23 protein-coding genes, 1 pseudogene and 1 riboswitch are annotated in these 25,845 nt (G+C 71.0%); of the genes and pseudogenes, 14 read left to right on the forward strand and 10 right to left on the reverse strand.

Annotated elements, in window-relative coordinates; all coding sequences use genetic code 11:
* The first annotated feature begins 94 nt into the window (after nucleotides 1-94).
* The 7 genes and pseudogenes from metK to EAS64_RS22110 all read left to right on the forward strand — a co-directional run bounded on the left by metK (nucleotide 95) and on the right by EAS64_RS22110 (nucleotide 9,771).
* Nucleotides 95-1,288, forward strand: coding sequence for a methionine adenosyltransferase (gene metK, locus EAS64_RS22085; RefSeq protein ID WP_145855614.1), 1,194 nt, complete (start codon nucleotides 95-97; stop codon nucleotides 1,286-1,288).
* 491 nt (nucleotides 1,289-1,779) lie between these two features.
* Entirely contained in the window at nucleotides 1,780-2,016 is a 237-nt protein-coding gene (locus tag EAS64_RS22090) for a DUF397 domain-containing protein (protein WP_145855616.1), read from the forward strand.
* Between the two features lie 175 nt (nucleotides 2,017-2,191).
* The gene (locus tag EAS64_RS22095; protein ID WP_145855618.1) at nucleotides 2,192-4,522 is read left to right on the forward strand and encodes a primosomal protein N'; all 2,331 of its coding nucleotides are present in this window, start codon (nucleotides 2,192-2,194) and stop codon (nucleotides 4,520-4,522) included.
* Nucleotides 4,523-4,633: 111 nt separating this feature from the next.
* Nucleotides 4,634-5,173, forward strand: coding sequence for a peptide deformylase (def, locus tag EAS64_RS22100; RefSeq protein ID WP_145855620.1), 540 nt, complete (start codon nucleotides 4,634-4,636; stop codon nucleotides 5,171-5,173).
* Nucleotides 5,174-5,185: 12 nt separating this feature from the next.
* A pseudogene (locus EAS64_RS44910) lies at nucleotides 5,186-6,154 on the forward strand (methionyl-tRNA formyltransferase); the annotation flags it as partial.
* Nucleotides 6,128-8,173 (forward strand): transcription antitermination factor NusB, encoded by a 2,046-nt coding sequence (locus tag EAS64_RS45990; RefSeq protein WP_342782073.1) that lies wholly within the window; start codon nucleotides 6,128-6,130, stop codon nucleotides 8,171-8,173. The pseudogene EAS64_RS44910 and the gene EAS64_RS45990, both read left to right, overlap by 27 nt.
* Before the next feature lie 107 nt (nucleotides 8,174-8,280).
* Nucleotides 8,281-9,771, forward strand: a complete 1,491-nt coding sequence (locus EAS64_RS22110; RefSeq protein ID WP_145855624.1) for a glycoside hydrolase family protein — start codon at nucleotides 8,281-8,283, stop codon at nucleotides 9,769-9,771.
* A 423-nt stretch (nucleotides 9,772-10,194) separates the two neighbouring features.
* Here EAS64_RS22110 and EAS64_RS22115 read toward each other — a convergent pair whose 3' ends face one another.
* The gene (locus tag EAS64_RS22115) at nucleotides 10,195-10,926 is read right to left on the reverse strand and encodes a DUF2786 domain-containing protein (protein WP_145855626.1); all 732 of its coding nucleotides are present in this window, start codon (nucleotides 10,924-10,926) and stop codon (nucleotides 10,195-10,197) included.
* Nucleotides 10,927-11,094: 168 nt separating this feature from the next.
* Here EAS64_RS22115 and rpe point away from each other — a divergent pair, with 168 nt between their 5' ends.
* The gene (gene rpe / locus EAS64_RS22120) at nucleotides 11,095-11,790 is read left to right on the forward strand and encodes a ribulose-phosphate 3-epimerase (protein ID WP_145855629.1); all 696 of its coding nucleotides are present in this window, start codon (nucleotides 11,095-11,097) and stop codon (nucleotides 11,788-11,790) included.
* A 13-nt stretch (nucleotides 11,791-11,803) separates the two neighbouring features.
* Here rpe and EAS64_RS43725 read toward each other — a convergent pair whose 3' ends face one another.
* From EAS64_RS43725 to EAS64_RS22145, 6 genes are all read right to left on the reverse strand, one after another.
* A complete protein-coding gene (locus EAS64_RS43725; protein WP_187366097.1) occupies nucleotides 11,804-11,944 on the reverse strand; it encodes a hypothetical protein in 141 nt (46 codons plus the stop codon).
* A 69-nt stretch (nucleotides 11,945-12,013) separates the two neighbouring features.
* Nucleotides 12,014-13,771 carry an RNA polymerase sigma factor gene (locus EAS64_RS22125; RefSeq protein ID WP_145855630.1) on the reverse strand — a complete coding sequence of 586 codons (1,758 nt, stop codon included), beginning with the start codon at nucleotides 13,769-13,771 and terminating at the stop codon, nucleotides 12,014-12,016.
* A 155-nt stretch (nucleotides 13,772-13,926) separates the two neighbouring features.
* On the reverse strand, nucleotides 13,927-14,610 hold the full coding sequence (locus EAS64_RS22130) for an HAD family hydrolase (RefSeq protein ID WP_145855632.1): 684 nt from the start codon (nucleotides 14,608-14,610) through the stop codon (nucleotides 13,927-13,929).
* Between the two features lie 105 nt (nucleotides 14,611-14,715).
* Nucleotides 14,716-15,969, reverse strand: a complete 1,254-nt coding sequence (locus tag EAS64_RS22135) for an ISKra4 family transposase (protein ID WP_187365837.1) — start codon at nucleotides 15,967-15,969, stop codon at nucleotides 14,716-14,718.
* Between the two features lie 101 nt (nucleotides 15,970-16,070).
* Nucleotides 16,071-16,475 carry a DUF6788 family protein gene (locus EAS64_RS22140; RefSeq protein WP_145851094.1) on the reverse strand — a complete coding sequence of 135 codons (405 nt, stop codon included), beginning with the start codon at nucleotides 16,473-16,475 and terminating at the stop codon, nucleotides 16,071-16,073.
* A 92-nt stretch (nucleotides 16,476-16,567) separates the two neighbouring features.
* Complete coding sequence (locus EAS64_RS22145; RefSeq protein WP_145855634.1) at nucleotides 16,568-17,296, reverse strand: hypothetical protein; 729 nt, start codon at nucleotides 17,294-17,296, stop codon at nucleotides 16,568-16,570.
* A 226-nt stretch (nucleotides 17,297-17,522) separates the two neighbouring features.
* On the opposite strand from EAS64_RS22145, the gene sthA reads away from it, so the two are divergent.
* From sthA to EAS64_RS22175, 6 genes are all read left to right on the forward strand, one after another.
* A complete protein-coding gene (gene sthA / locus EAS64_RS22150; RefSeq protein WP_246115806.1) occupies nucleotides 17,523-18,929 on the forward strand; it encodes a Si-specific NAD(P)(+) transhydrogenase in 1,407 nt (468 codons plus the stop codon).
* A 128-nt stretch (nucleotides 18,930-19,057) separates the two neighbouring features.
* A riboswitch (FMN riboswitch) is annotated at nucleotides 19,058-19,187 on the forward strand.
* Between the two features lie 112 nt (nucleotides 19,188-19,299).
* A complete protein-coding gene (locus EAS64_RS22155; protein ID WP_145855636.1) occupies nucleotides 19,300-19,989 on the forward strand; it encodes a riboflavin synthase in 690 nt (229 codons plus the stop codon).
* Between the two features lie 74 nt (nucleotides 19,990-20,063).
* Nucleotides 20,064-21,326, forward strand: a complete 1,263-nt coding sequence (locus tag EAS64_RS22160; RefSeq protein WP_145855638.1) for a bifunctional 3,4-dihydroxy-2-butanone-4-phosphate synthase/GTP cyclohydrolase II — start codon at nucleotides 20,064-20,066, stop codon at nucleotides 21,324-21,326.
* A 74-nt stretch (nucleotides 21,327-21,400) separates the two neighbouring features.
* Entirely contained in the window at nucleotides 21,401-21,907 is a 507-nt protein-coding gene (ribH, locus tag EAS64_RS22165) for a 6,7-dimethyl-8-ribityllumazine synthase (protein WP_145855641.1), read from the forward strand.
* Between the two features lie 209 nt (nucleotides 21,908-22,116).
* Entirely contained in the window at nucleotides 22,117-22,992 is an 876-nt protein-coding gene (gene hisG / locus EAS64_RS22170; RefSeq protein ID WP_145855643.1) for an ATP phosphoribosyltransferase, read from the forward strand.
* A 155-nt stretch (nucleotides 22,993-23,147) separates the two neighbouring features.
* A complete protein-coding gene (locus EAS64_RS22175; protein WP_145855645.1) occupies nucleotides 23,148-24,269 on the forward strand; it encodes an XdhC family protein in 1,122 nt (373 codons plus the stop codon).
* A gap of 26 nt (nucleotides 24,270-24,295) precedes the next feature.
* On the opposite strand, the gene EAS64_RS22180 is transcribed toward EAS64_RS22175, so the two are convergent.
* The 3 genes from EAS64_RS22180 to EAS64_RS22190 all read right to left on the reverse strand — a co-directional run bounded on the left by EAS64_RS22180 (nucleotide 24,296) and on the right by EAS64_RS22190 (nucleotide 25,834).
* Nucleotides 24,296-24,934 carry a LysE family translocator gene (locus EAS64_RS22180; RefSeq protein WP_145855647.1) on the reverse strand — a complete coding sequence of 213 codons (639 nt, stop codon included), beginning with the start codon at nucleotides 24,932-24,934 and terminating at the stop codon, nucleotides 24,296-24,298.
* A 67-nt stretch (nucleotides 24,935-25,001) separates the two neighbouring features.
* Nucleotides 25,002-25,136, reverse strand: coding sequence for a hypothetical protein (locus EAS64_RS46810; RefSeq protein ID WP_281283299.1), 135 nt, complete (start codon nucleotides 25,134-25,136; stop codon nucleotides 25,002-25,004).
* Nucleotides 25,137-25,351: 215 nt separating this feature from the next.
* A complete protein-coding gene (locus EAS64_RS22190; protein ID WP_145855650.1) occupies nucleotides 25,352-25,834 on the reverse strand; it encodes a DUF6247 family protein in 483 nt (160 codons plus the stop codon).
* Nucleotides 25,835-25,845 lie beyond the last annotated feature (11 nt).

Consider the following 25,845-nt stretch of genomic DNA (forward strand, 5'->3'; position numbering starts at 1 on the left):
GTGAACATTGAGGTAAGTCACTGACCTGCGCGATCGCTCCCCGTTAGCGGCTAAACTCTACCGAGCCAGTTGACTATGCGGATGGAGACAAGACGTGGCGCGTCGGCTGTTTACCTCGGAGTCGGTGACGGAGGGCCATCCGGACAAGATGGCTGACCAGATCAGCGACGCCATCCTGGACGCGATGATCAAGGACGACCCGGAAAGCCGGGTCGCGGTCGAGACGATGATCACGACCGGCCAGGTCCACGTCGCCGGCGAGGTGACCACGAAGACGTACGTGGACATCCCCGGCATCATCCGCGAGAAGATCCTGCAGATCGGCTACGACTCCTCCGCCAAGGGCTACGACGGCGCGTCCTGCGGCGTCTCCGTGTCCATCGGCGCACAGTCGCCCGACATCGCCCAGGGCGTGTCCGACGCGTTCGAATACCGCGAGGGCGAGGGTGCCGACGACTACGACCGGCAGGGCGCGGGCGACCAGGGCCTGATGTTCGGCTACGCGTGCCGGGATACCCCGGAGCTGATGCCGCTGCCGATCATGCTCGCGCACCGGCTCGCGAAGCAGTTGTCCGCGGTGCGCCGCTCGGGTCAGGTCCCGTACCTGCGGCCCGACGGCAAGACGCAGGTGACGATCGAGTACGCGGCCGACAAGCCGGTGCGCCTCGACACGGTGGTGGTGTCCAGCCAGCACGCCGCCGACATCAACCTCAAGGAACTGCTCACGCCCGACGTCAAGGACTACGTCGTCGACCCGGTGCTCGCGGGCCTGGACATCGACACGTCCGGGTACCGGCTGCTCGTCAACCCGACCGGGCGGTTCGAGATCGGCGGCCCGATGGGCGACGCGGGCCTCACCGGCCGCAAGATCATCATCGACACCTACGGCGGCATGGCCAGGCACGGCGGCGGCGCGTTCTCCGGCAAGGACCCGTCCAAGGTGGACCGCAGCGCCGCCTACGCGATGCGCTGGGTGGCCAAGAACGTGGTCGCGGCCGGCCTCGCCGACCGGTGCGAGGCCCAGGTCGCCTACGCGATCGGCAAAGCCAAGCCGGTGGGACTGTTCGTGGAGTGCTTCGGCACCGAGCGCGTGCCCGTCGAGCGGATTCAGGACGCGGTGACGACGGTCTTCGACCTGCGGCCGCGGGCCATCATCGCCGCCCTCGACCTGCTCCGCCCGATCTACTCGCAGACCTCGGCGTACGGGCACTTCGGCCGCACCGAGCCCGACTTCTCCTGGGAGCGCACCGACCGGGCGCCGCAGCTGCGCGCGGCGGCCGGACTCTAGCGGCCCCTTCGCCGCGGCCCGCGGAGCCGCAACAGGCCCGCACCCCTCGGGGTGCGGGCCTGTTGCATTCACTACGTGTGCTCTTGGTTACACAGCGGCACAATATTGTTACAGGCATATTACGTCCGCGAACGGCCGTTTCGGTGCATGACATCGCTGTCAGCGGGAAGACGGAGCTGGTCAGCGTCACCTTTGGGCTGGATGTGTCAGATTGTCCTAGGTGACCTGCAGCGATTACGCGAAGTAAGATCGACAAAAGGGTTAGGAAATACCTAAGGCGCATGGCCCGTGCAGATGCGTATGCGTATGGCAGTGCGAAATACCATGCGGATGCACGTGCATGCGCTAAGCTCGATCCTGTAAGTCCCGGGGGACATCAAAAGAGAAACCGGTCGCCGTCGGCGGCGACAACGACCGGACCCGCTGCTCTGGTCCCGTCACGGCATACGCCAGTCCGCGGACCGGGTTAAATCCGTCAGGAGACGAGAACGATGCAGGACATTTACAACGGGATCAGCGCCGCCCAGCTCGACGGTGCGACTTGGCGGAAGAGCCAGCGCAGCAACTCGCAGGGTGCGTGCGTGGAACTGGCCCGCCTTGACGGGGCCACCGTCGCGATGCGCAACTCGCGCGACCCGCAGGGCACGGCCCTCATCTACTCGGCGTCCGCCGTCCGTGCCATGGTCGGCGCGCTGCGCTCCGGGGAGTTCGACTACCTGATCGGCTAAGACCCGCAGTTGGCTGAGCCGGCCTGCGCATGGCAGGACCGGCTAGCCCGCGAGCGGCCGGGCACGGGTGAATGCGGCTCCCCGTGCCCGGCCGTTTGTGTGTCAGGAACCAGCTTGCGTGTCGGGGACCCGCGCAGGCGGTACGCGAGCGCGCCGGATCTGGTAGGACGGAGTGATGGCGGACAGGCGGGACGAGGCGGCAGCGGGGCTGCTGCTGTCGGACGCGCCGCCGCTCGTCGCACCGGACAAGGCGGACGATGCGGCGGGAACCGCGGCGGACACCGTGACCAGGCTGCGACCCGCGGAGCGACGACAGCAAGGCCGGCAAGACCCGCACGACCAGCCCAGCCAGCCCGGCAAGCAGAAGAAGCGTGACGCGCGTACGCTCCGCCCCGCGCCGGACAAGCCCATCGCGCGGATCGCCGTCGACCTGCCCCTCGCGCATCTGGACCGTCCGTTCGACTACCTGGTGCCGGAGCGGCTCGCGGACCGGGCGCGACCCGGCGCCCGGGTCCGGGTGCGGTTCGCCGGCCAGCTGACCGACGGCTTCCTCGTCGAGCGTGCCGCCGCGAGCGAGCACCAGGGCAGCCTCCGCTACCTGGAGCGGGTGGTCTCCGCCGAGCCGGTGCTGACACCCGAGATCGCCGGGCTGGCCCGCGCCGTGGCCGACCGCTACGCGGGCACCCTCGCTGACGTGCTGCGCCTGGCGATACCGCAGCGGCACGCCGCGACCGAGGCGGCAAGCGACCGGGCACGCCAGACGAGCGCACCGGCGCGGCAGGCAGGCGCGCTGGCGCGGCCCGAGCCGGGATCCTGGGCGCGGTACCCGGCCGGCAGGTCATTCCTCGACGCCCTCGCCGGCGGCCGCCCGGCCCGGGCGGCCTGGATGGCGCTGCCCGGGCCCAGCTGGCCCGACGAGATCGCCCGCGCGGCCCTCACCACCGCGAGCGCGGGCCGCGGCACGGTCATCGTCGTGCCCGACGCGCGCGACCTGGCGCGCGTGGACGCCGCGCTGGCTGAGCTGGCCGGGGAGGCGGGGCTCGCCGCTCAGGCGCCCGCTGGTACGGCAACCGCCCTGCACGTCACGCTCACCGCCGACCTCGGCCCGGCGGAGCGGTACCGGCGCTGGCTCGCGGCGCTGCGCGGCGAGACCCTGATCGTGGCCGGAACCCGGGCGGCGATGTTCGCCCCGGTCAGCGACCTCGGCCTGGTCGTCCTGTGGGATGACGGTGACGACCTGCACGCCGAGCCGAGAGCCCCGTATCCGCACGCGCGCGAGGTGCTCGCGCTGCGCGCGCACCGGGCGGGGGCGGCCGCCCTGATCGGCGGGTTCGCCAGGACGGCAGAGATGACGCAGCTGGTCAGGTCGGGCTGGGCGCATCACCTCGGACCCGACAGGCCGACGCTGCGCGCCACCGCACCGCGGGTCAGGCCGGCCGCCGACGTCGCCGAGCTTGGCAGGGACGAGGCCGCCACCACGGCGCGGCTGCCGACCCTGGCGCTGCGCACCGCGAGGGACGCGCTGCGGGCGGGCCCGGTCCTCATCCAGGTGCCGCGGCGCGGTTACCTGGCGGGCATCGCCTGCGCACGGTGCCGTGCGCCAGGCCGGTGCACGCACCCGGCAGGGAACGGGCACGCCTCGTCTGTGGGCCAGACCCCGCCCGCTGGCCAAACCCCGTCTGCGGGTCAAACCCCGCCTGCTGGTCAACCACTGTCTGCCGGTCAACCACTGTGCAACGGCCCGCTGCGGCTGTCGGGTCCCGCTGCGGCACCGGACTGCCGCTGGTGCGGCGCCCTGGCCACCGGGCCAGGCGGCTGGCACTGCCCGCGCTGCGGTCACGACAGGCTGCGCGCCACCATCACCGGCGCCACCCGCACCGCGGAAGAGCTCGGCAGGGCCTTCCCCGGGTTCACGGTGCGCACGTCCGGCGGTGACCAGGTGCTCGCGTCCGTTCCCGGCCAGCCCGCCCTGGTGATCGCGACTCCGGGTGCCGAGCCGCTCGCGGATTACGCCGCCGCCCTGCTGCTTGATGGCTGGGCCCTGCTGTCCCGCCCCAGCCTGCGCGCGGGCGAGGAGACGCTGCGCCGCTGGCTCGGCGCCGCCGCCCTGGTCCGCCACGACGGCACCGTCCTGGTGCACGCCGACCAGTCACTGCCCGCCACTCAGGCGCTCGTCCGCTGGGACCCTGTCACGTTCGCGGAGCGCGACCTGGCCGAGCGGGCCGAGCTCGGCTTCCCGCCCGCCGTCCGGATGGCCGCGGTCAGCGGGGAGCAGGACGCGGTGGCCGCGATCCTCGCGGGCACGGAGCCGGGGTTCGAGGTCCTGGGGCCGGTGCCTCTCGAGGCGCAGGGACCGCAGCAGGGCGGCGTGCGTGCCCTGGTCCGCGCGCCCAGAGCCGAGGGTGCCGCGCTTGCCAAGGCACTCGCGGCCGCCCAGGCGGGCCGCAGCGCGCGCAAGGAGGGCGGCGGAGTCCGGGTCCAGCTCGATCCGCCTGACCCTATCTAGTCTGGCCTTATCGAGTCTGGCCTCATCTGGTCCGCCGATAGAATCACCGGTAAACACGCCGTTACCTCGGCCGTCGCGGCTGAGAGCGTGCAGACGTGAAGGGAACTCCAGTTGCTCAGGGAAATCAGGCTGTTCGGAGATCCGGTGCTGCGCACCCCGGCGGAGCCGGTGACTGACTTCGACCCTGAGCTGCGAAACCTGGTCAAGGACCTGACCGAGACCATGATCGACGCGCCGGGGGTGGGGCTCGCCGCGCCGCAGATCGGCGTCGGCCTGCGCGTCTTCGTCTATAACGTCGACGACGAGCCTGGTCACCTGGTCAACCCGGTGCTCAAGCTGGAGGGCGAGCCGGAAGAGGACGACGAGGGCTGCCTATCCGTTCCCGGCCTGCAATTCGCGACGCCCCGCGCGCCGCGGGCGATCGCGACCGGCTTCAACATGCACGGCGACCCGGTCACGGTCGAGGGCACCGAACTGCTCGCCCGCTGCGTGCAGCACGAGACGGACCACCTGGACGGCATAATGTTCATCGACCGGCTCGACTCCCGGCAGCGCAAGCTGGCCATGAAGGCCATCCGCGAGGCCGAGTGGTTCGGCCAGCCGGTGCCAGAAGTCCGGGTCTCGCCCCACTCCACCCAGCGGATTTCCTAAGGGGGAGCCACAGTGCGGCTGGTCTTCGCTGGCACTCCGGCGGCCGCCCTGCCCACGCTGCGGGCGCTCGCCGCTTCCCGGCACACGGTGGCCGCGGTGGTCACCCGGCCCGACGCCCCCGTCGGCCGCGGCCGGAGAATGGAACGGTCGCCGGTGGCCGAGCTCGCGGAAGAGCTCGGCATCGAGACACTCAAACCAGTCCGTCCGAACGAGGGGTGGTTCCTCGACAAGCTGCGCGACATCGCGCCCGACTGCTGTCCCGTGACCGCGTACGGTGCGCTGCTCCCGCAGGCCGCGCTCGACATTCCGGCCTACGGCTGGGTGAACCTGCACTTCTCTGTGCTGCCCGCGTGGCGCGGTGCGGCCCCGGTGCAGCACGCCATCCTGCGCGGCGACGACATCACCGGGGCGAGCACCTTCCTGATCGTGCGAGAACTCGACGCCGGCCCCGTCTTCGGCACGCTCACCGAGCCGATCGGCGCCGCGGACACCAGCGGCGACCTGCTCGGCAGGCTCGCCATCTCCGGTGCGCGGCTGCTCGTCGACACCCTGGACGCCATCGAGGACGGCACGGTCCGCGCGGTGCAGCAGCCGGCCGACGGGATCAGCTTCGCGCCCAAGCTCACCCCGGCCGACGCCCGCGTCGACTGGAAGCTGCCTGCCCACCTGATCGACCGCCAGATCCGCGCGTGCACCCCTGACCCCGGGGCGTGGACCGAATTCGACGGCGGCCGGCTCAAGCTGTGGCCGGTCACCCTGGCCGCCGGCGCCGCCCCTGCCGGCGCCCAGCGCGCTGGCAGAACTACCGCGGGCAGCGCCGCGGGCGGCCACGCCGCTCCGCTGGCCGGGAACCTCGCACCCGGGGAGCTCCGCGTCGACCGCAACGCCGTCTACGCCGGAACCGGCACGATCCCTGTCCGCCTCGGCGACGTCCAGCCGCCGGGCAAACGCCGCATGCCGGCCGCCGACTGGGCCAGGGGTATCCACGGTATTTCCCCCGGGGGGGCGACCCCCCCGGGGACCTCCCCGAGCACGGGAGGGCTTCGCGGTGTTTCCCCCGGGGGGGGCGACCCCCCCGGGCACGGGAGGGCTTCGCCCCCCGTTACCCCCCCACGGGAGGACGGCGCGGAAGGCGCGCCGACCCCCGCGCTGTGGTTGCGGTTACGGATCGGTGGTTGCGGTGGCAGGCAGCGCATAGCCCGCGCTGCCTGGGGTGTGGTTGCTGTTGGGTGGTACTTGGGGCCGATGGAAGGGGGAGCGATGCCGCAGGAAGGCAGGCCCAGGGCGAAAAGCCCGGGACGACGCGGGGCACGCGGGGCACACAACGCGCCTGCCGCCCGCCCGGCGAAGCCACCGCGGCGCGCCGATCCGCGCCGCACCGCCTACGACGTGCTGGCCGCCGTGCACGAGCGCGAGGCCTACGCCAACCTGCTGCTGCCCAGGCTGCTCGCCGAGCGGGGGCTGGCCGGCCGGGATGCGGCCCTGGCGACGGAGCTTACCTACGGCACTCTGCGCGGCCAGGGCAGCTACGACGCTGTGCTCGCCGCGTGCAGCGACCGCCCGCTGGAAAAGCTTGACCCGCCGGTGCTGCTCGTGCTCCGCCTCGGCACCCACCAGCTGCTCAGCACCCGGGTCGGCGCGCACGCCGCCGTCGCGACCTCGGTCGACCTCGCCAAGTCGGTCGCGGGCCCCCGGGTCTCCGGCTACGTCAACGCGGTGCTCCGCCGCGTCGCGACCAGGGACCTCGAGGCCTGGCTCGCCATCGTCGCGCCGAGCAGCGCGACCGATCCCGACGGCCATCTCGCGATCCGCTACAGCCACCCCCGCTGGGTCGTGGACGCCTACCGCGCCGCCCTGGGCGACGCCGCCGACGCCCCCTTCACGGCCCCCGGCTCACCGGACGGCCGCACGCCGCGCGCGCCCGCCGGTCACCCACCGGACGGCCAGGCGGCCGTCGAGGCGGTCGGCGCTATCCCCGGCCCGCCTGCCGTGGGCGAGGAGCCCGCGGCCCGCGATGTCACCGAGCTTGAGGCCGCCCTGGCCGCGGGCAACGCCCGCCCGAAGGTCACCCTCGCGACGTTCCCCGCTGGCCCGGACCGCGACCAGGTCATGCCGGAGGGCGCCGAGGCGGGGCGCTGGTCCAGGTACGCCTTCACGCTCGCCTCCGGCGACCCCGCGCCGCTGACCGCCGGCGGCCGGGCTGCCGTCCAGGACGAGGGCAGCCAGCTCGCCGCGATCGCGTTGTCGCTCGCACCCGTCGCCCCCCGGCGTAACGGGACCGGCGACGAAACCGGCGAGCGCGACGAAGCCGGCCAGCGCGACGAAGCCGGCCAGCGCGACCAGGCCGGCCAGCGCGACGAGGCAGGCCAGCGCGACGAGGCAGGCGCGGCGGGGGAGTACTGGCTTGACCTGTGCGCCGGCCCCGGCGGGAAGTCGCGCCTGCTGTACGGCCTCGCCGCCGGGCGCGGCGCGCGCCTGGTGGCCGCCGAACTGCACCCGCACCGCGCCGCCCTGGTGCGGGACGCACTGTCGGCGGCGAGCACGGCCGCGTCCGGACCGCTGCCAGGCTTCGCGGTGCTTGCCGCCGACGGCACCCGCCCAGCCTGGCCGGCGGGCGGCTTTGACCGGGTGCTCGCCGACGTGCCGTGCTCCGGCCTGGGCGCGCTGCGCCGGCGTCCCGAGGCGCGCTGGCGCAAGTCGCCCGCCGACCTTCCGGCGTTGGCCGGACTCCAGCGTGACCTGCTGTCCTCCGCTCTCGCCGCGGTCCGCCCCGGTGGCGTCGTCGCCTATGTGACCTGCTCCCCGGTGCCGCAGGAGACGACGGACGTCGTGGCGGCCGTGGCCGGCGAAGGGTCAGATGTCATCATTTTGGACACGGCTGCGGTGCTTTCCTGGGTACCGGGTGTACGTTCATCTGGCTCACAATTCGCACAATTGTGGCCGCACCGGCACAGGACCGACGCCATCTTCGTCGCGTTGCTGCGCCGTGGCGAACAATGAGCCATCCTTATCCTGACGTTCCGCCGCCCGGGACCACGCCGGGATAGGAACGGTTCACCGGCCAGTCCCCGGATCGCCCGGGTCAGCACCTCCCTGGGAAGACACGCATGCACGCCACGTCACAGACTCGCCGTACCGATGCCGAGCGAAAGCTCGCCGATCCGGCCCGGCGTGCGAGGCGGCGCTCCCGGCTGATCGGCGTCGGCCTCATCCTCGGCACGCTGCTGCTCGGGGTGATCCTGGTGACGACAGGCAACGTTCCGCTCGAATCCGGCCCGGCCAACACCGCCGCGCCGGTGCCCAAGGCGGATATCTCGGTGGACTTCCGCGCCGTGGTGGCCATTGACGACCCGGCCGCCATAGGGGTGGACGAATCCACCTACGGCACGCCGTCGGACATTCATGACCCCGCGGCGCAGCGACTGCTGCAGAAGCTCGGCGTCGGCTATGCCAGGCTCTGGGTGACGCTGGCCAATCCGGCTGACCCGTCGAGCCGCATCACCTGCGCCGCGGCCGGCTGCGACACCGGGCTCAACGTGGACAAGTGGGTCCAGATGATGGACGCGGCGGGCGAGGTGCCGGTGGCGGGCATCCCCGACACGCTGAGCCCCGCCGACGCCGCGGCGATCGTCAAGCACTTCACCGGCTTCGCCAGCGGTGGCGAGCCGATCACCACCTGGATCATCGGCAACGAGCCCGAGTCGATCGACGAGAACGTCACGACCTACGACACGCGCTTCAACGCGCTCTACGACGCGATGAAGAAGGCCGCCCCGTCGATCAAGATCGGCGGCCCGGCGACGCTCGGCTTCGACCAGCCCTTCCTCGAGCAGTTCCTCGCCGACTGCGGCTCGCGCGCCGACTTCGTTGACTTCCACTTCTACCCGGGGCACGAGACAGCCGCCCAGCTCCTGGCCGGCCTGCCGGTCCTGTCCCAGGACCTCGGCACGCTGCGCGACATGATCAAGACAGCGCAGCCGGGCCGTGCCGACGCGATCGCCATCCACGTGGGTGAGTGGAACTTCAGCGCCGACCCTGGCACGCTCGGCGACTACGCCTTCACCGGCTTCGCGTCCGTGCTTGACGCCGACATCCTCGGCAGGATCATCACCGTCGGCGGTGACAGCCTCGCCTGGGGCAGCAAGAACGGCCCGATGAGCCTGCTGTATGGTGACGTGCTCGCGGCGGGCGGCAGCAAGCCGCCCGCGGGCTACACGCAGGACAAGCCGATGCCGCTGTACGAGGGCATCAGCATGTTCACCGGCCAGGGCCTGTTCCCGCGGTTCGGCACGAACGTCGTCTCGGCCACCTCGATCGTTCCCGGCGTGGACGCGTTCGCCTCCGCCGGCCCCGACGAGATCGTGATCGTCAACACGAACGCCAAGAAGGAGAAGCTCTCCGTCCGCGGCAACGCGGGCAGCCCGCGGCACGCGGAGGTCTGGCAACTGCACCAGACGGGCAAGGTCCCCGTCGCCCCGGTCAGCAAGGGCACCATCGCCGCCAGCGCATCGGGCACCTTCACCGTCACCCTGCCGCCCGACTCAGTGACCACCCTGGTCCTGGTCACCCCCGCCTCCGCCACCCCAGCGAAGAGCTAACCCGCCGCCTCCGCCACCCCAGCGAAGAGCTAACCCGCCGCCTCCGCCACCCCAGCGAAGAGCTAACCCGCCACCCGCCGCCGCTCCGCCCTGCAGCCCGATCCGCCGCACCCGCCGCCCGGTAGCCGGCCCACCAGCCCGGCTCGGACGAACCGACTCGCTTCCACTACTCCAGCGAAGCGGACAAATCGGGAATAGTGGGCATTCGCGACGCATGATCACGGAACACTTGATCCTGGCGGAACATTTCTCCCCGGATCGGGGAGAAATCATCCGTTGTAAGCCGAAGTTCCGTGATCATCATTGCCGCTCCGTGACGCGCGCGTCGCAGGGGGATACCGTGACCACGGTGACTCGTCCGGTTCCCGGCCGGCTGGCTATGGTGTCCCAGTCGCTTGCCAGAGCGGTACCGGACGGCGACGGTCAGTGGCCGAGAGCACCGGCCGGGCGGGACCGCAGCTTCGCGCCGCCGATGTCGGCCCGCTGCCCCTCGCGGTAGCCGGCGCCGTAGCCGTTGCCCGAGTAGGTGACCCGCGCCTTGCGCAGCCGCGGGTAGGCCGCCGCGACCTGCCGCCGCACCACCAGCGACCGGTCCGCGAGCACCAGCTCTGCCCGCTTGCCGTTCGCGGGGGTGGCCTCGGTGCCAGCGGAAGCGGCGGACGCCACCGCGGCCTCCTCCGCGGCGCGGACCCGTGTCACCACCGCCGAGCAGTAGCCGAGCATCCACGAGCGCCGCCACGCCCGTGCCTCGCCGCCGGTCCCTGGCACCGGCTGTCCGGCGAGGGCGCGCGCCATCTGCACGAGCAGCGAGGTGAACAGGATGTCGGCCCGCTCCAGGTCCGACGAGTAGCCGAATACGTGCAGCCGCATGCCCCCGGCGGTCCTGGTCTGCACGCACTGGCAGCGCAGCGCGGTCGCGAGTCCGGCGAGGAGCTGGCGCTTGACGTCGCCCCAGGGGTTGACGAGGGTGAACACGCGATCGGTGGGCCGGTCGGTCTCCGGTCGGATGGCCCCGAGAAGCGCGCGGTCGATGCCGTACCTGGCCATCAGGTCGGCGGCCTTGGCGGTCAGCGCCTCCGCCTCGGCGGGCGAGCAGCCCTCGTCCTCCGCCTTGGCAAGCAGCTTCCGCACCCGGTCAAGAAGATCGTCACGCACCGCCAGAAACCTCCCATGCACACAGCCAGGGTCCGTACGGAAAACGAGAAGTCAGGACCCAGTGCGCCATGCTAGCGGCGCGGTGCGACATTTCTCGCCGTCCGGGACGCCGCTCGGCACGGGGCACCCGCGGCCCGGCAGGGCGCGCACTCTAGACTCGGAACCGCCATGGCCGTTCAGATATCGCCCAGCATTTTGTCCGCCGACTTCGCGCGGCTCGCCGAAGAGGCTAAGGCCGTCGAGGACGCCGCGGACTGGCTTCACGTCGACGTGATGGACAACCACTTCGTGCCGAACCTCACCCTCGGCCTGCCGGTCGTCGAGGCGCTGCTGAAGCACGCCGCGCTGCCCGTTGACTGCCACCTGATGATCGACGACCCCGACAGGCACGCGCCCGCGTACGCCGAGGCCGGCGCGGGCTCGGTGACGATTCACGCGGAGGCCGCGAAGGCCCCGGTGCGCACGCTGCGGGCGATCAAGGCAGCCGGGGCGCGCTGCGGTCTCGGCATCAACCCTGGCACCGCCATCGAGCCCTACGCGGACCTGCTCGACGAGGTCGACATGGTGCTGCTGATGACGGTCGAGCCGGGCTTCGGCGGGCAGAAGTTCCTCGACCTCGTGCTGCCGAAGATCACCCGCACCCGCGCGCTGATCGCCGCCCGCCGGGCGGGCGCGGAAGGTGAAATCTGGCTGCAGGTGGACGGCGGCGTCTCCGAGGAGACGATCGAGCGGTGCGCGGAGGCGGGAGCCGACGTGTTCGTCGCGGGGTCCGCGGTGTACGGAGCCCAGGATCCGGCGCAGGCCACCCGTGACCTGCGCGCGCAGGCGGAACGGGCCACGGCGCGGGCCGCCTGGCGGGCCTGACCCCGTTAGCGCCTCAGCCGACCGCGAGCAGCACCGTCACCGGTTGATCGCCCGGCTCCAGCGTGAGCTGGGTGTTGAGCGGGTCAAGTTGGGGCGCGGTGAGGGTGACCGTGACCCTTTGCCCGGCGTTCAGCGTGCCCGACGACGGCCACATCGCCAATGTCTCAGCGCGCCGAGGGCGGCCGCGCGCGCACGCGGCGGGACAGGGCAGACTGTCCCGGCGCTAGCGCGACAGTGGTGTCGCGGGCACCGATGACGGAACCGCTATGGCCGCCGGCATGCTGTCCTGACGGTGCTGGCGGCGGCGGTGCCTAAAAGGGTGGCGGCGCCCAGAGGTGGTGACGGTGAGAACCGTGCCGCCCGGCTCTATCGTGATCGTCGGACACGGGCTTCCCCCGTTGCCGCAGCTCAGCTTCTGGCTCGCGGTGATCTCCAGGGTGACGTGCGGGTGCGCGGCGGTGAGCGTGCCCGACGTGGCAGGGGAGACGGTGATGGTGCCATCCGGGTCGCCGGATACCGACACCGACCAGTTGACGGTGCCGCCGGACGCGCTGAGGAACAGCAGCGCACCGCGCCCGCCGGGGACGAGGAAGATCGAGCCGCCGCCGGGGAACACCCGCAGCGTGCCCGTCGGCTGACTGGGCGACGAGGACGGCGAGGGCGTGGCGGACGCCGTCGGCGACGGGTTCCTGGTCGCCGTGGGCGGGGCCACGGTCGGCGCGGCCGTCGTCGGAGCCGACGCGGGTGTCGTGGTCACGGTCACCGCGGCCGGCGAGGTCGGCCGGGCCGCATGCGATCGCCTGGCGGCGGATGTGGCCGGGGCGGTGGTCCGCGCCGCGGCGGCGCTTGTGGTGGCGGCCGGCGGATCGGCGGCCGACACCGGGGTCTTGGGGTCGGCGACCGGCGTGAGATGCTGCTGGCCGTTGCTGAGCGCGAAGCCCGCGGCCGCGACTCCCGCCGCGAGAACGACGGCCGCCGCGACCGCGGCCTGGCGCTGCGGCGAGGTCCTGACGCTATGCAGCGGACCGGCTCCGCCGGCGGCGAGAACGGCGTGCGCCTGCTTCGGGAAGCCCTGCTTTCCGAACGTACCCGCACGGCTCAGCACGGCGGTCGCGTGCGCGGCCGAGGCAGAGCCTCGCTCGGTGGCGAGCGCGATCGTGTGCGCCTTGAGCGCGTCCGGCGCGCCGGGCGCGCGCCGGAAGGACTCGGGGGCGCCGGCCGCCAGGGCGGCGGCGGGCGTCAGCTCGAGCATCGTCGAGGGGCGCAGCTCAACGGCCCGCCTGCCGCTGCAGGCGGAGCAATGCTCGATGTGCCGGCCGACGCGCTTGCTCAGCGTCGCCGTGAGCCGCCCGTCCCAGCCGGTGAGCATCGAGCCGAGCTCGGCGCACTCGTCGCGCCCGGCGCGGCCGACGAGCAGCACGCCGAGGCAGGTCTCCAACTGGTCCTCGGCGCGAGTCAGCAGGGTGTGCGCCCTGCTGCGCGATACGCCGAGCACGGTGGCCACCTCGCCCGGCTCCAGGCCCTGGCGCAGCCGCAACTCGATGACCTCGCGCTCGTCGGGGCCGAGCCCGGCGCTGGCGCACTCGAACAGCTCGCGCAGTCTGGCCCGCCCGGCCTCCTCGCTCTCACCGCCGGCGGTATCCGCGTCGTCGGTGCTGCCCGCCTCTCCCGCGTGGTCCGTGCCGTCGGTCACGGGTGCCTCGGGTGGCGGCGGTGTCCGCGTCTTCGATCGCAGGACGCGCAGGCATTCGCCGCGGGCCACGGCGAACAGCCAGGCGCGCAGCCGTTGCGGATCCTGCAGCCCGTCGAGCCGCGCCGCCGCGATGACAAAGGTGTCCTGCACAGCGTCCGCGGCCTCGGCGGTGTCGCCGAGCAGGGACCTGCAGTACGTGAAGAGGGGATCTGCGTACCGGTCGTATGCCGTGGCGAGCCCTTCCGGGTCGCCGGCCACGATGGACGCGACAGCCTCGGTGTCGCGCATGCGCTTACGCTAGCGGTGCCAGCGTTCTCGCGGGTGCCAAAGGGGCGGCATTGTCGCTATACCAACACCTGGTTCCCGATGTCCGGCTGGTCGAGCCGACGGGCATTCGTGCCCGTCGGCGGAGATTTTTTGGCCGCCTTGGGTGCGTGCCCGGATCACCAGTTGTCGAGATGGGGGAGGAGTTCGCTGAGGCGGGTGATGACGGCGTCGGGAACCGCCCCGTCATAGGCGGGCACGGCGCTGTTCGGGATGAGTACGCCACGCATGCCGAGGCTCTTGGCACCGAAGATGTCGTCGTAGGGACGGTCCCCCACGAAGACGCAGGAGGCGGGATCGGTCACGCCGACGGCGTTCATCGCCGCGAGGAAGGCCTCGGGATGCGGCTTGGTCCACGGGATCTCGCTGCTGTAGACGGCGCCGTCGATCAGGCCTAGCACGTCGTCGCGGAGGAACACCCGCTCGTGCAGCGCACGGGGCCACAGGGTGTTGGAGAGCACGCCGATCCTGATCCCACGACGCCGCAGTTCGCGCAGCAGCGGCGCGACCTCCGGGTCGGTGTAGGTGTGCGGCTCCCAGGCGGTGAAATAGCTGTCGAGCAGGTCCTGGTGCGCGGTGACGCCGGCCTGCTCGAAGACGTGGGCCAGCGTGGCGCTGCGGTGCGCGGACTCGCACAGCCGCCAGAACTCCTGTTCGGCCGCGAGAATCGCGGCCGCGACGGTGAGCGCCCTTGCCTCGGGGAAGTGCGGCGCGCAGACGTCACGCCACAGCGCCTCGTGGTCGATGGTGTGCCAGGGAGTGAGGGTTCCGCCCCAGTCGAAGATAACCGCAGATACCGCCATGGACGTCATCGTACGGAGGGCGTCCGACAGCGGCCAACGGATAAGTCACTACGGGGTGTGCGCCAATTTTGTAGGTAGCCAAGATCATCTTCGGGCCTGGGCTGGTTAGGCGGTTCGCGTCTGAGTGTCGGGAGTGTTGCAGATGGCTTCCCACTTGCTGCTGGCCTCGCGGCAGCGCAGGGTGATGATGGAGTCTGCGCCGCTGGTGGTCCAGTGCATTCCTGCCTGTTTGAGGCGCTGGCCGACGATGGTCTTGCAGCCGGCCTCGACGACTCCGGAGCCGACGAACAGGCCGCACTGCCGGAACCACTTGTAGCGCATCCGGGGGGCGTTGTTGAGGAAGTACCCGAGTTCCTTGTCGGCCTCGGTTTTCTTGGTTCCTTCGAGGGGGAACTCGCGGACGGCAGCCTCGATGCCGTCGATGTAGCCGTAGTCGAGGTCTTCGAGCCGGGCTTCCAGCCATTCGCCGTAGTGGTCCAGCAGCATGAACTCCAGGGACCGTGCCAGGCTGTGCAGGTGCTCGCGGGCATGGTAAAGGTCGACGATCTGGGTGGCCGCGGGGAACGTACCGGTTACGAGATTCCAGATCCAGGCGGCGCCGTCACCGATGAAGGTCAGCTGCCGGACGTGGTCGGCGCCGCGGCGGATCCCTTCTGCTTTCACCAGGCCGGCGAAGGCGCTCGCGGTCTCGAAGCTGGCGATGTAGCTGGAGGAGGCCCGGTCCCGGACCGGGTAGCCCTCGTCGCTGAGTTCCGACTGGTTGAAAAAGACGGCGAGCTTGACCTCGCGGGTGCGGGCGCGGCCGTCTTCGCCCCTGCCTTCCCGGCCCGCCGTCTCCCTGGCAGTCATCGGGACGCCGGTGCCGTCGATCACGCCGCAGAGCATGTCCGGGGCCGGCCGCAGCGGCAGCGGGACCAGCTTGCGGGCGGCGGTCAGCGCCGCCCGCTCGCGGTCCCGCGCTGCGTGCGCGGCGCCGCTGGCCTCGGCAGCGCGCTCGGTGCGCTTGACGGTCAGGCGTATCCCGGCCAGGTCTTCCAGCATGGCGGCTGCCCCGGCGAATGGCCCTGCCGCTGCGGCCTTGTCGTTCATCGCGGTCAGGCCCGGGGACAGGGAAGCGCCGGCCACGCCGAGTTCGGCGTCGCGCGGCGCCAGGCCGTGCTTGCACTCCGCGCAGTGATACCAGGCGCGGTTCAGCGTGACCGGGCCCAGCACCGTGTCGATGACCTTTTCCCGGTAGGAGATGAATTCCGCCCGGTGGCCGTTCCCGCACGGCACCCGGGGGCCGCGGTGACCCCGGTCGGCAGACAGCAGCTCCCCGAGCATGCCGGCCCCGACCTTGAGCATCCCGGCCCGGATCACCGTCTCCGCGGCCTCCAGGCCGGCATCTCCGCAGCCCAGCGCCCGGGCGGCTTCCCCCGCCAGCCGCGTGATCTCGGCGGCCCGCTCGTCCGCGAGCTCCTTCAGGAGCCCCCCTTTTCCCCTCCCGTCGCGGAGGGGTCCTCATCGCCGGCCTCGCCTGGCGGAGCCACCGGGCGCGCGTCGCAGATCGCCTCGTTTACCTCCGTGACCTGCCCGACCAGGTCACGGAACCGCTGGTAGGCCGCTGCCTCACGCCGGATCTTGTCCAGTTCCGGGCCCGGCCGCAGGTGCCGGGTCTGCGTCCGGCCCTCCACCCGCCGGGTCAGGTTGTACTGCGGGCCGTGACCCGGGTGACCAGGCGCCGCGCAGGCGCAGTTCGGCTTCCCGCACTTACGGCGCACCTCGTTCAGCGACCCGGGCCGGAAGTCCCCGACCCGGGCAAGCTGCTGGTAAAGCTCCGCTCGCCGCCGTTCCAGTTCCGGCAGCTCATCGGGTTCCTCCGGCACCACAGCCTCCAATCTGAGTAATGACAACACTCAGACTAGGCCGACAGCCAGCTACGATCCAGAACCCCTATGAATGTGTCGCACACCCGTCACTACGGGTGGATGCCGCCCCCCGACGCCGGGCGCGTCGGGGCGGGCTGAACTTGCGTCGCGGACGGCCCGGACGCCGGGGCCGTGCTCGCCGCGGGGATCTTGGCGATAAGCCGGACAGACACCGGCTTCCAGTGCAGCGACTGAAGCGCGACGAGCACCTGGGACTGGACCAGCCCGCAGCCGGTTACCGGTACCCGGGGGATCAGCTGGTCGCCGGACGCGTCAGTGAGCACGATCTGCGGCGGAATCACAGCGATCATGGGGCACACGGTGCCGGGTGCCCGCGAGCCAGCCGGGTGGCGCAGCGCGTTGACCAGGCCGCTGAGCGCGGCGTCAGACCGCTGCAGGGTGGCGGTGACCCACATTCCCTTGCCAGGGATGTCCTGCGCTCCGGTCACGCAGCGCTCCACGCTGACCGGGACGAAGGAGACGGGCAGGACGGCGCTCGGGGCGTTCGCCGGCCAGCCGACGCAGGCGGCCCCGCCCGCGGCGACGCGCCCGCCGCTGACCGTGGGGACCGGCGTTACCGGCGGCGCAGACGCGGCGCCCGCGTCCGCCCCGGCACCCGCACTCGCTCCGGCGTGCGCGGACCCGGTGCCTGAAGAAGCGCCCGACGCCGGAGTCCCCTTGTATGACGTGGTGCCGCAGCCGGCGGCGAGCACTCCGGCGGCGAACAGCGGAACCGAGACGGCCAGCGCCCGCCGGCCGAGCCGGACTTTCGGTGTCATCGCTGTGATCATGTCAGTGCCTCGTTTCTACGGACACCGCTTAGACGGTCCGCGGCCCGCCTACGGTTTCACGCCTAGGAGAGTTTTACCGCTCCCCGTGCTTATGCGCCTGGTATCGGCGGTTGAGCGCGCGGCCGGGGTGTTACGCGGGGGTCTTTCCAGGGGAGGTTACCGTGAACGGTAAGTAACGGACCTTCAATTTCCTCCCGGCAAACGGCAAGATTGAATGGTGTATGACTACGAACTCCTCGTGATCGGCTCCGGGCCTGGCGGGCAGAAGGCGGCCATCGCGGCCGCGAAGCTAGACCGGCGGGTAGCCGTGGTCGAGCGCCCGGACATGCTCGGCGGCGTCTGCGTCAACACGGGCACGATCCCGTCCAAAACGCTCCGCGAGGCGATCCTGTACCTCACCGGCCTCGACCAGCGGGAGATCTACGGCCAGGCGTACCGGGTGAAGGACGAGATCACTGTCGCCGACCTGACCGCCAGGACCACGCACGTGGTGCACCGCGAGAACGATGTGGTCAGAAGCCAGCTGGCGCGGAACCGCGTCACGATCATCGGGGGCCTCGCCTACTTCGTCGGACCGCACTCCGTGGAGATCGACGACGGCGCGGGACGGACCCGCAAGGTCACCGCGGACAAGATCGTCATCGCCACCGGGACCCGGCCCGCCCGGCCGGCCAGCGTCGCGTTCGACGACAAGACGATCATCGACTCCGACGGGATCATCAACCTCGACAAGGTGCCCCGCTCGATGGTGGTGGTGGGCGCCGGCGTGATCGGCATGGAGTACGCGTCGATGTTCGCCGCCCTCGGCACCAAGGTCACCGTGGTCGAGCGGCGCGACCGGATGCTCGAGTTCTGCGACGAGGAGGTCGTCGAGGCGCTCAAGTACCACCTGCGGGATCTCGCGGTGACCTTCCGCTTCGGCGAGACCGTCGCCGCCGTTGAGGCGCATCCCGATGGCGCGATCGCGAGCTTGCGCAGCGGCAAGAAGATCCCTGCTGACACGGTGCTGTACTCCGCTGGCCGCCAGGGCCAGACCGACGGGCTCAACCTGCCCGCCGCCGGGCTGGCCGCGGACGAGCGCGGCAGGATCACGGTCGACGAGTTCTTCCGCACCAAGGTGGAGCACGTCTACGCGGTCGGCGACGTCATCGGCTTTCCCGCCCTGGCCGCGACGTCGATGGAGCAGGGCAGGCTGGCCGCGCACCACGCGTTCGGCGAGCCGGTCTCCGCCAACGACGTGCCGCAGCCGATCGGCATCTACTCGATACCCGAGATCAGCTTCGTGGGCCGCACCGAGGGCGAGCTCACCGAGGCCTGCGTCCCCTTCGAGGTGGGCGTGTCCAGGTACCGCGAGCTCGCCCGCGGCCAGATCGTCGGCGACTCCTACGGCGTGCTCAAGCTGCTGGTATCGCCGGAGGACCGCAAGCTGCTCGGTGTGCACGTGTTCGGCACCGGGGCCACCGAGCTCGTCCACATCGGCCAGGCCGTGATGGGCTGCGGCGGCACGGTCGACTACCTAGTCAACGCGGTGTTCAACTACCCGACGCTCGCCGAGTCCTACAAGGTCGCTGCCCTGGACGCGACCAACAAGATGCGAGCGATCACCCGCCTCTCGGGCTGAGCAGGCGGGGGCCCGTCCCCGCCCTGCGGGGGACGGGGGTCGTCCCACCGGAAGATATCCACACGCGAGAGTGAGACATCTCGCACAGCGCGCGGAATATGTCCTGTGGCACACTGGTTAGCGAAAGTAAGCGTGCTCCGGGGTCGGTGAAACTCCGAACCGGCGGTGATAGTCCGCGACCCGGCCGCAACAGCGGCTGGTTGACCCGGTGGAACTCCGGGACCGACGGTTAAAGTCCGGATGGGAGGCAGCACGCGCGCGGCCGGCCGGTGCTGGTCGTGCCCGGCGGCGTTGTATGACGCCGCGGACGGGCACGGTCGAAATGGCCAGCAACAGCGTCCCCCGGAGCCCGGACCGGAGGAGGACGTGGTTGTTCACCGGCATCGTTGAGGACCTCGGCGAGGTCGAGACGCTTGAGCATCTCGGCGATTTCGCCCGCATCTACGTCCGCAGCACCGTGGTCACGCAGGACGCCCGCGTGGGCGACTCGATCTGCGTGAACGGTGTCTGCCTCACCGTCACCGGTCTCCTGTCGTCCGGGGAGATGACCCCCCGCGAAGCGCCAGGCGAGTCGCCTGGCGGCCCGGTTGGCTTCACCGCCGACGTGATGGGAGAGACACTCAGGCACTCCAGCCTCAAGTCCCTCACCTCCGGCACCAAGGTCAACCTCGAGCGTTCGGTCCGCCTCGAGGACCGGCTCGGCGGCCACCTGGTACAGGGCCACACCGACGGCACGGGCACCGTCGTCAGCCGGGACCCCCAGGAGAACTGGGAGGTCGTCAGGATCGGCCTGCCCGCCGGCCTGGCCAGGTACGTGGTCCACAAGGGGTCGATCGCGGTCGACGGCGTGAGCCTCACCGTCTCCGCGCTTTCCCCCGGGGGGACGACCCCCCCAAACCCCCCCGAGACAAAAGCCGGAGACGACTGGTTCGAGGTCAGCCTGATCCCCGAGACGCTCAAGCGCACGACCCTCGGCCTCAAGCAGCCAGGCGCCGAGGTCAACCTGGAGGTGGACGTGATCGCCAAGTACGTCGAAAAGCTGACTGTGAGCACCCGATGAACCTCCAGCAGCACCCCCAGGCCACCGCCCTGCCGCAACCGACACTGCCGCAACCGACGCGAATTGGGTTGACCATGCACAAGAGTGACGACGAAGTGCCCCTGGACGAGGTCGCCCGGGCGATCAAGGACATCGCCGACGGCCGTCCGGTTCTTGTGGTCGACGATGCGGACAGGGAGAACGAGGGAGACGTCGTTTTCGCCGCGTCGAAGGCCACCCCGGAGCTGCTCGCCTTCACGATCCGCTACGGCAGGGGCCTGATCTGCGTGCCGATGCTCGGCTCCGACCTCGACCGGCTGAACGTGCCCGAGATGACGAGCCACAACCAGGAGCACCATGGCACCGCGTTCACGATCAGCGTGGACGCACGAGACGAGATCACGACGGGCATCTCCGCGGCGGACCGCGCGCGGACGATTCAGCTCCTCGCCAGCCCCGCGAGCACCCCCGACGATCTGGTGCGCCCCGGCCACGTCTTCCCGCTCCGGTACACCGAGGGCGGGGTACTCAGCAGGCGCGGGCACACCGAGGCCGCCGTTGACCTGGCCGTCATGGCCGGCCTGCCGCCGGCTGGCGTGGTCTGCGAGATGATCGGCGACGACGGCACCATGCTGCGGCTCCCCGCGCTGCGCGAGTTCGCCGACGAGCACGGCCTGGCGCTGATCAGCATCGAGCAGCTCATCGAGCACCGTCGCCGCACCGAGCGCCTGGTCACCCGGGTGGCGGAGACGGTGATACCGAATGCCTACGGCGAGTGGCGTGCCTACGGCTACCGCTCGGAGATCGACGGCGGAGAGCACCTCGCGCTCGTTCTCGGCGACCTCGAGGCGGAAGACGGCGAGAACGTCCTCACCCGGGTGCACTCCGAGTGCCTGACGGGGGACGTGTTCGGCTCGCAGCGCTGCGACTGCGGCGCGCAGCTCGACGCCGCCATGGCCAGGATCGCCGAGCAGGGCCGTGGCGTCGTGCTCTACCTGCGCGGCCACGAGGGCCGCGGGATCGGCCTGCTGTCCAAGCTCCAGGCGTACGGGCTCCAGGACGCCGGCGAGGACACGGTGGACGCCAACCTCAAGCTCGGCCTGCCGGTGGACGCCCGTGAGTACTCGGTCGCCGCCCAGCTGCTCGACGACCTGGGCGCCCGTTCGGTGCGGCTGCTCACGAACAACCCGGCGAAGGTCGAGGCGCTCGCGGACCACGGCTTCGAAGTCACCAGGATTCCGCTTCCGCCGCTCGCCACGCCGCACAACCTGCGCTACCTGACCGCTAAGCGCGACCGCCTCGGTCACCAGCTCGAGACCCTGGACGCGGACGAGCGGGCAGCCGCCGAGGTCTCCTGACCCAGCATTCCTGCCCATCACTAGGATCGCTGAATGACGGCGCCGGCCGCCAGCCGTCAGCGGAAGGGAAGAGCATGAGCGGACAGGGACGCCCGCAGCTGACGACTGTCGACGCGGCCGGCCTGACGCTCGCCATCGTCGCCACCCGGTGGAACGCGGACATCACCGACTCCCTGGTCGAGCGGGCCGTCGCGGCGGCCAAGGCCTGTGGCGTCAGCGACGTGCTCGTGGTCCGCGTGGCCGGCGCGGTGGAGCTCCCGGTGGTGGCACAGGCGCTTGCCAAGCAGTACGACGCGGTGGCCTGCCTCGGCGCGGTGATCCGCGGCGGCACGCCGCATTTCGAGTACGTCTGCGATGCGGTGACCGCCGGGCTGACCAGGGTCGCGCTCGACTCGGGAACGCCCGTAGGCAATGGCGTGCTAACGTGTAACACGATTGAGCAGGCCCGCGATCGCAGCGGGCTGCCTGACAGCAGCGAGGACAAGGGATGGGAGGCAGTCGTGGCTGCGCTTGACACCGCCATCCTGCTTCGCGACCTGCGCTGCGGAGACCTGCAGAAGAGCGAGAACGCGCGACATTAACAGCGCGGTTATCCCCTAGGGGCGGCCCTCGATGCCCCACGGCCTTGACCCATTCGCGCGAGCCATGCTGGCCCGGCGTCCGCCATGCGTGGACAGCGACCGCGAGGCGATCATGGTGCCGGGCCACCTTGTCCTGGGGAACGATAGCCGCGCTTTTCCGTGTCCTGGTCACCCTCCGCGAACGCTTCAGGAAAGCGAGATTTGTTCCCATGCTGTCACTGGTACTGCCCAAGGGCTCACTCGAGAAAGCCACCCTCGACCTCTTCGACGCCGCCGACCTCACCGTGCGCCGGTCGTCGGACCGCGACTACCACGCCTCCATCGATGACCCGCGAGTCGACAGGGTGCGGTTCCTGCGCCCGCAGGAGATCCCGTCCTACCTGGAGCGCGGCCTGTTCGACATCGGCATCACCGGGCGCGACTGGATCTCCGAGACGCAGGCGGACGTGGTCTCGCTCGGCGAGCTGCAGTACTCCAAGCAGACCTCCAACCCGGTCCGCGTGATCCTCGCGGTGCCGGAGAACGCACCGTGGCGGTCGGTCGCCGACCTCCCCGAGGGGATCAGGATTTCCACCGAGTTCCCGTCGCTCACCGGGCGCTATCTCGCCGAGCACGGGGTCAAGGCGATGATCGTGCCGTCCTACGGCGCGACCGAGGCGAAGGTGCCGGACATCGTCGACGCGATCGTCGACCTGACAGAAACCGGCTCGTCGCTGCGGAAGAACGGGCTGCGCATCCTAGAGACGCTGCTCACCAGCTACACGGAGCTTGTCGCCTGCGGCACCGCCTACGCCGACCCGGATAAGCGGGCCGCCATGGAGGACATCGCACTGCTGCTGCGCGGCGCCATCCGGGCCCGCGGCCAGGTGCTGCTCAAGCTCAACGTGGCGGCGGACAAGGTCGCCGCGGTGACCGCGATGCTGCCGGCGATGTCGTCCCCGACGGTGACCACGCTCGCCAACACCGGCATGAACGCGGTAGAGACCGTGGTGCCCAAGCGCGGCGTCAACACGCTCATCCCGGCGCTGCGGGCTGCGGGCGCGCACGACATCTTGGAGATCCCGATCTCCAAGATCGTGGAATAGGCGGCTCCCTCCCTCCTCGTCGGACATCCCCGCGACGGCCGCGGCATAGACCGCGGTCGTTGCGGGTTCAATTAAGTGGCTGCTTAACCTGCCGTGGCGGTTTCCAGTGCCGCTCGGTAGCGTGGTAGGAAAAGTGAGACTTCGAGGCAGGGACTGTGCGTGACATCCTGAACACGATCACGAAGTGGTGGTCGGAAGACGAGACGTTCGGCCTGGCGACGGTTGTGGGCACGTTCCGCAGCGCGCCGCGCGAGCCGGGTGCGGCGCTTGCGGTCGAGGACGGCGGCGAGGTCATCGGGTCAGTGTCCGGCGGCTGTGTCGAAGGCGCCGTCTATGAGCTGGCTACAGAGGTCACAGAAACGGGCCAGCCGGTACTCCAGCGCTATGGCGTGAGCGACGACGATGCCTTCGCGGTCGGCCTGACCTGCGGCGGCATCCTTGACATCTTCGTCGAGCCGATAAACAGGCAGACCTTCCCCGAGCTCGGCGAGATTCACGCCGCGGTCGAGCGAGGCGAGCCGGTCGCGGTGGCCACCGTGATCTCCGGTCCCGGCCAGGTTGGCGCCCGGCGGATCGTCTGGGGTGACACCGCGCGGATCTCCACCGGCAGCCTCGGCGCCGGCGAGCGGCTCGACGCCGCCGTCGACGATGACGTGCGCGGCATGCTCGCCCAGGGCCTGACAGGCACCCGCCACTACGGCGAGCACGGCGAGCGGCGCGGCGACGAACTCGCGGTGTTCGTGAACTCCTTCGCGCCGCCACCGCGGATGTTCGTGTTCGGCGCGATCGACTTCGCCGCCGCGGTCGCCCGAGTCGGCAAGTTCCTCGGCTACCACGTGACCGTCTGCGACGCCCGCCCGATCTTCGCGACCAAGTCGCGGTTCCCCGACGCCGACACCGTGGTGGTCGACTGGCCGCACCGTTTCCTGGCCGGCGCCGAGGTCGACGCGCGCACGATTATCTGCGTCCTCACCCACGACCCCAAGTTCGACGTCCCCGTCCTCGAGGTGGCCCTGCGCACCCCGGCCGGCTACATCGGCGCGATGGGGTCGCGGCGCACGCACGACGACCGGCTCGAGCGGCTGCGCGCCGTGGGCATGACCGAGCAGGAACTGGCGCGGCTGCGCTCACCGATCGGGCTCGACCTGGGCGCCCGCACGCCCGAGGAGACGGCGGTGTCCATCGCGGCCGAGCTCATCCAGCTCCGCTGGGGTGGCTCCGGCCAGGCTCTGACCGACACCGAGGGCCGCATCCACCACGAGCACGCGAACGCCTAAGGCAGCTCGCGGCTCGCCGTGTCCGGCTAGTCGTGCTGGCCGGTGAACGCGAGCCGGGCGCCGATGGCGATCATGGCGAGGCCGCCGGTGCCGCCGAGCGCCGCGAGCCGTCGCGGCGAGCCGGACAGCCAGCTCCTGATCCGGCCCGCGACCAGCGCGTAGCCGCTATCGGAAACCAGCGCGATGCCAGCCATCACCGCGCCGAGCGCGATGAGCTGCACTGGCACATTGCCGGCCTGGCGGTCGACGAACTGCGGCACGATCGCCGCGTAGAAGACGATGGCCTTCGGGTTGGTGACGCCCACGGTGAACCCGTCGAGCACGATCCTGGCCAGCGTCTTGCGCTCGGCAGGCATCCCGATCGCGGCCGCGAGCGAGCGCCGGTGCCTGATCGCCTGGACGCCGAGGAACACCAGGTAGGCCGCGCCGCCCAGCTTGAGCACGGTGAACAGCGCGACCGACCGCTCCACCAGCGGGCCGATGCCGAACGCGACGGCGACGATCTGCGCGAACACACCCGCCGTGTTGCCGGCCACGGTGGCGACTCCGGCGGCGGACCCGTGCACCACCGACCGGCTGACCACGAACAGCACGCTCGGCCCCGGAGTGGCGATGAAGACAACGGCGGTGAGGATGAACGCGAGCAGATGCGACGTTGGCAGCACACTGCGACCCTAACCCCGCGCCGCCGGCGCGGTCACCAGCTTTTCCCGCGGCCGGGAGAGGCCTTCCCTATTCCGTCGCCTTCGGGTGGCCTGGACCCGCGTGGTCGATCCAGACCGTGCGGTTGTCGTGGTCTACCAGGTACCAGACGCGTCCGGCGCCGGTTACCTCGATCTGCCAGCGCTCAAGGGCGCGACCCTTCACGTTCGCAGTGGCCAACTGGTGGAGAAGCCGGTGATGGCGTGGCGAGGGTACGGTTGGGACCGGGTTGCGGCGCAACAAGTTCCAGGCCGTCAGGGTGTTGTCCGGAGCCTGCAGGCACAGTTCCTCCCAACCGTTCGGTGCCTTGGTCTCGAAGGACCGAATTTCCCAGTCACCTCGGCCTGCGGGAGGCGCCACCCGGTCCCCGCGCTTGGGGCTCACTCCGGGATCACCGGCGGCGGAACCGGGCCGTAGTCCGTGCCGTCGTGATCGCGGGTCAGTATGGCGAACAATTCGGGATCCGCGTAGATCTCGGCAGTGTGCTGCCATGCCGCGACAACGGTCTCGACCGCCGCCCCGTTGTCGAGTTCACCCGCCGCCGCCAGCACGTCGAGCCACTTGGCGGCGAATTCCTTCCGGGCGTCCTCCGGCAGGTGTCGCACCCAGGGGAACACGGCGGGGAGCACCTGTACCGCGAGGGTCATGACCATCGGGTCCTGGCGCATCATCTCCCGGAACAGCCGGGTCGTGTCGCGCACCATGGCGCTGTCCGCCGCCGCCCGCTCCGCGGTAGTGATCACCAGATCCTCGGCGTCGCGCCGGTGCAGCAGGATCCGTCGGCTGCTCGCCAGCCGCGCCAGCGTCGCCTTCGGCTTGTTCAGCAGGTCGCTGAGGTTCGCCTCAGCCGGAATAGCCGTCATGACTTTCAAAC

The sequence above is a fragment of the Trebonia kvetii genome (genome assembly GCF_007827045.1).
Lineage (GTDB): Bacteria > Actinomycetota > Actinomycetes > Streptosporangiales > Streptosporangiaceae > Trebonia > Trebonia kvetii.

What these genes read in the sequence shown, in the direction of transcription:
- EAS64_RS45990 (WP_342782073.1), top strand. Translation starts at nt 6,128, where the DNA reads ATGCCGGCCGCCGACTGGGCCAGGGGTATCCACGGTATTTCCCCCGGG.
- EAS64_RS22125 (WP_145855630.1), bottom strand. Translation starts at nt 13,771, where the DNA reads ATGCGCGACACCGAGGCTGTCGCGTCCATCGTGGCCGGCGACCCGGAA.
- rpe (WP_145855629.1), top strand. Translation starts at nt 11,095, where the DNA reads ATGGCCGTTCAGATATCGCCCAGCATTTTGTCCGCCGACTTCGCGCGG.
- EAS64_RS22130 (WP_145855632.1), bottom strand. Translation starts at nt 14,610, where the DNA reads ATGGCGGTATCTGCGGTTATCTTCGACTGGGGCGGAACCCTCACTCCC.
- EAS64_RS22190 (WP_145855650.1), bottom strand. Translation starts at nt 25,834, where the DNA reads ATGACGGCTATTCCGGCTGAGGCGAACCTCAGCGACCTGCTGAACAAG.
- EAS64_RS22090 (WP_145855616.1), top strand. Translation starts at nt 1,780, where the DNA reads ATGCAGGACATTTACAACGGGATCAGCGCCGCCCAGCTCGACGGTGCG.
- hisG (WP_145855643.1), top strand. Translation starts at nt 22,117, where the DNA reads ATGCTGTCACTGGTACTGCCCAAGGGCTCACTCGAGAAAGCCACCCTC.
- sthA (WP_246115806.1), top strand. Translation starts at nt 17,523, where the DNA reads ATGGTGTATGACTACGAACTCCTCGTGATCGGCTCCGGGCCTGGCGGG.
- EAS64_RS22095 (WP_145855618.1), top strand. Translation starts at nt 2,192, where the DNA reads ATGGCGGACAGGCGGGACGAGGCGGCAGCGGGGCTGCTGCTGTCGGAC.
- EAS64_RS22145 (WP_145855634.1), bottom strand. Translation starts at nt 17,296, where the DNA reads ATGACACCGAAAGTCCGGCTCGGCCGGCGGGCGCTGGCCGTCTCGGTT.
- EAS64_RS43725 (WP_187366097.1), bottom strand. Translation starts at nt 11,944, where the DNA reads ATGTGGCCGTCGTCGGGCACGCTGAACGCCGGGCAAAGGGTCACGGTC.
- ribH (WP_145855641.1), top strand. Translation starts at nt 21,401, where the DNA reads ATGAGCGGACAGGGACGCCCGCAGCTGACGACTGTCGACGCGGCCGGC.
- EAS64_RS22160 (WP_145855638.1), top strand. Translation starts at nt 20,064, where the DNA reads ATGCACAAGAGTGACGACGAAGTGCCCCTGGACGAGGTCGCCCGGGCG.
- EAS64_RS22110 (WP_145855624.1), top strand. Translation starts at nt 8,281, where the DNA reads ATGCACGCCACGTCACAGACTCGCCGTACCGATGCCGAGCGAAAGCTC.